The sequence below is a fragment of the Flavobacterium adhaerens genome, from assembly GCF_040045115.1.
In the GTDB taxonomy this organism is placed as follows: domain Bacteria; phylum Bacteroidota; class Bacteroidia; order Flavobacteriales; family Flavobacteriaceae; genus Flavobacterium; species Flavobacterium adhaerens.
Genome location: NZ_JBDLZX010000024.1, coordinates 1 through 3277, shown reverse-complemented (window position 1 = coordinate 3277; position 3277 = coordinate 1). Strand labels below are relative to the sequence as shown.

The window sequence follows — 3277 nt, the reverse complement described above, 5'->3', positions numbered from 1 at the left end:
TATATAAGGTTCCACTCTTTTCATCTCATCCCTCTAGCCCTGATGGAAACGAAAAGCCTCGAGGCTAACCAGCCACCTCATTTTTCTTGGACCAGCAGAGCGACCAACGGAAGCTCCTGCGGAGCCTTAGAAAAATAAGGCTGGTAGCGAGAGCTTCTAGTGAACAGCAGGAAATAGCTATAAAGGAAATTAAAAACTATGCACTTTCATTTTTATACTTCTTCAAAAAAACGATATTTACATTTTAAAAATAAAGAAATGACACTTTCTATCGAAACTCCAGCTTTACTATTTTCAGCTACTTCGTTAATATTGTTAGCTTATACAAATCGTTTTTTAACATTGGCAACTATTATTCGGGGTTTAAAAAAAGCATATAAAGAAAAGGAAAATCAAATGATCTTGTTAGAATTAAAAAATCTAAACTTAAGACTTACCATTATTCGTTTTATGCAAATGGCAGGTGTTCTAAGCTTATTCTTATCTGTATTGACGATGCTTGTTTTGTTTTTAGACTATCAGTTAACTGGAATTTATCTATTCGGATTTAGTTTATTCGCATTATTGACTTCATTAGCACTTTGCTTTTGGGAAATTAACATTTCAGTCGAAGCCTTACGCTTACACTTGAGTGATTTGACCTATTTCGGTCTAGATAAAAAAAAACATAAAAATGATTAAAAACAATACATTAAAAGGAATTATCTTAGTAGGACTCGGAGCAACCAGTTTTGGAATGCTCGCAACTTTTGTAAAAATCGCCTACAAGGAAGGTTACACAACTGCTGAAATTACAATCTCTCAATTCGCATTAGGATTAATAGGATTACTTATAATTACCAGATTTCAGAAATCAAAAAACAAAAACAAAATTACAAAAGCGACTCCCAAAAATATTTCTCAACTAATACTCGCTGGAACATCTATAGGTTTAACGAGTGTTTTTTACTACTTATCCGTAAAATACATTCCAGTTTCAATAGCGATTGTATTATTAATGCAAACTGTTTGGATTGGATTGATCTTAGAAATGATTATAGAAAGAAAAAAACCTTCTTCTCAAAAAATCACTGCCGCTATTATAGTTCTCATAGGTACATTTTTGGCAACAAATATCTTTGAAAACAAAATTCAAATGAACTGGAGAGGTTTTGCAATGGGCATATTGGCAGCTTGTTCTTTTACAACAACAATGTTTACTGCTAATAAAGTTGCGATACAAATATCATCAGCCCAAAGAAGCCTCTATATGCTTATAGGTGGCGCAATAATCGTTTTTGTTTTTGCCATTATTACTCAGAGTACGTCATTTCGTTATGAAATATTCCTAAAATGGGGGATCTTATTATCACTTTTTGGCACCATCATCCCTCCTATTTTGATGAATTCAGGATTCCCTCTCACAGGAATTGGTCTCGGGAGCATCATTTCGGCATTAGAACTCCCTGTTTCTGTTTTTATGTCTTATACCCTTCTTCATGAAAAAGTAACATTTATTCAATGGACAGGAATATTCTTGATCCTATTAGCCATTATAATAATGAATACAAATTTCAAAAAAAAGCAACACTACTGATTATCAAGTCTAAAAATGAAGATCATATAGTAATTATGTGTTAATTATTTTATAAATTCGTAAGTCAAGTAATAAAACATATTACAAAAAGAACCTTTTTAATCAATTTTTAGCTAATAACTATTAACTTAATTTTTTTTATTATGAAAAAACTTTTTGCAGAATTTTTTGGAACATTTTGGTTGGTTTTTGGAGGTTGTGGTAGCGCTCTTTTTGCAGCAGGAATACCAGATCTAGGAATTGGATTCGCTGGGGTTGCGTTAGCTTTTGGTTTAACTGTTTTAACAATGGCATACGCTGTAGGGCATATCTCAGGTGGACATTTTAATCCAGCAGTGTCATTTGGATTATGGGCAGGAGGAAGATTTTCAGTCAAAGAATTATTACCCTATATAATAGCACAATGTATCGGTGCCGTAGCCGCAGCAGGGACGTTATTTACAATCGCTTCAGGAAAAGCTGGTTTTATGATAGACAATACAAAAGCAGGTGCCTTTGCCTCTAATGGTTATGGTGCTTTTTCGCCAGATGGTTATTCTATGCAATCCGCATTTATTGCTGAATTTGTATTAACATTATTCTTTTTGCTTATTATACTTGGTGCAACTGATAAATTTGCAAATGGAAAATTTGCAGGAGTAGCTATTGGCCTTGGTTTAACTTTGATTCACTTAATCAGTATTCCAATCACAAATACATCTGTAAACCCAGCCAGATCATTATCACAAGCAATATTTGTTGGAGGCGAGCCATTATCTCAACTTTGGTTATTTTGGGTAGCTCCGATTTTAGGCGCTATTGTTGCAGGTTTCATCTACAAAAATTTACTTCAAGACCAATCTGAAGCATAATTTTTTTCATTTTAAAAAAACTAAAAAAGAGAAAAACGAGATAAAATGATTTCGTTTTTTCTCTTTACTTCTATAATATGTGTTCCCTTTTTCAATCAAAACCAATATTTTTAGATTTGCCTAATGCCGAAATCATCTATTTCCAAAATTTTCTCTCAGAAGAAAAAGCCAATTGGATTTTTGAGGAACTAAAAAAGAATACCCCTTGGCAACAAGATGAAATTACAGTTTATGGCAAAAAACACCTACAACCAAGATTGACAGCATTATATGGTAATGATGAAAAATCCTATTCTTACTCTAATATAAAAATGCACCCACATCATTGGACATCACTTTTGCAAGAAATAAGAACACTCGTAGAAGATTTGACCAAAACCAACTTCACAACCGTTTTGATCAATTATTACAGAGATGGAAATGACAGCAACGGATGGCATGCTGATAACGAAAAAGAATTGGGTACAAATCCAACAATAGCATCATTAAGCTTGGGCGCTGAGCGTAATTTTCAATTGAAACACAACTCAAACTCTTCAATCAAAAAAAATATCATTCTAGAAAACGGTAGTCTATTAGTAATGAAAGGCACAACTCAGCATTTTTGGAAACATCAAATACCCAAAACAACTAAAATAATTGGTCCTAGAATAAATCTAACTTTTAGAGTGATTAAATAATAAAAATGCAATAATTTTTATAAAAAATATCAGTCATTTAAAAGCGTCAAAAAAATATATTTTTTTTTATCCAAAATAAAAAGTAATTATTTTTTTTCTGATTCTCCGCAAACACACCTAATATTTTTAGTATATTAGCGCTCAAAAAGCAGGGATTATGAACATATTCA

The 3277-nt window shown here is 32.4% G+C and carries 4 protein-coding genes; all 4 read left to right on the top strand.

Annotated elements, in window-relative coordinates; translation table 11 throughout:
- Nucleotides 1-258 precede the first annotated feature (258 nt).
- Nucleotides 259-681, top strand: a complete 423-nt coding sequence (locus ABEB18_RS17425) for a DUF2721 domain-containing protein (RefSeq protein ID WP_348800627.1) — start codon at nucleotides 259-261, stop codon at nucleotides 679-681.
- The gene (locus ABEB18_RS17420) at nucleotides 674-1576 is read left to right on the top strand and encodes a DMT family transporter (RefSeq protein WP_348800625.1); all 903 of its coding nucleotides are present in this window, start codon (nucleotides 674-676) and stop codon (nucleotides 1574-1576) included. Before ABEB18_RS17425 ends, ABEB18_RS17420 begins: the two co-directional genes overlap by 8 nt.
- 143 nt (nucleotides 1577-1719) lie before the next feature.
- Complete coding sequence (aqpZ, locus tag ABEB18_RS17415) at nucleotides 1720-2427, top strand: aquaporin Z (protein WP_348800624.1); 708 nt, start codon at nucleotides 1720-1722, stop codon at nucleotides 2425-2427.
- Between the two features lie 77 nt (nucleotides 2428-2504).
- Complete coding sequence (locus ABEB18_RS17410) at nucleotides 2505-3107, top strand: alpha-ketoglutarate-dependent dioxygenase AlkB family protein (protein ID WP_348800623.1); 603 nt, start codon at nucleotides 2505-2507, stop codon at nucleotides 3105-3107.
- Nucleotides 3108-3277 lie beyond the last annotated feature (170 nt).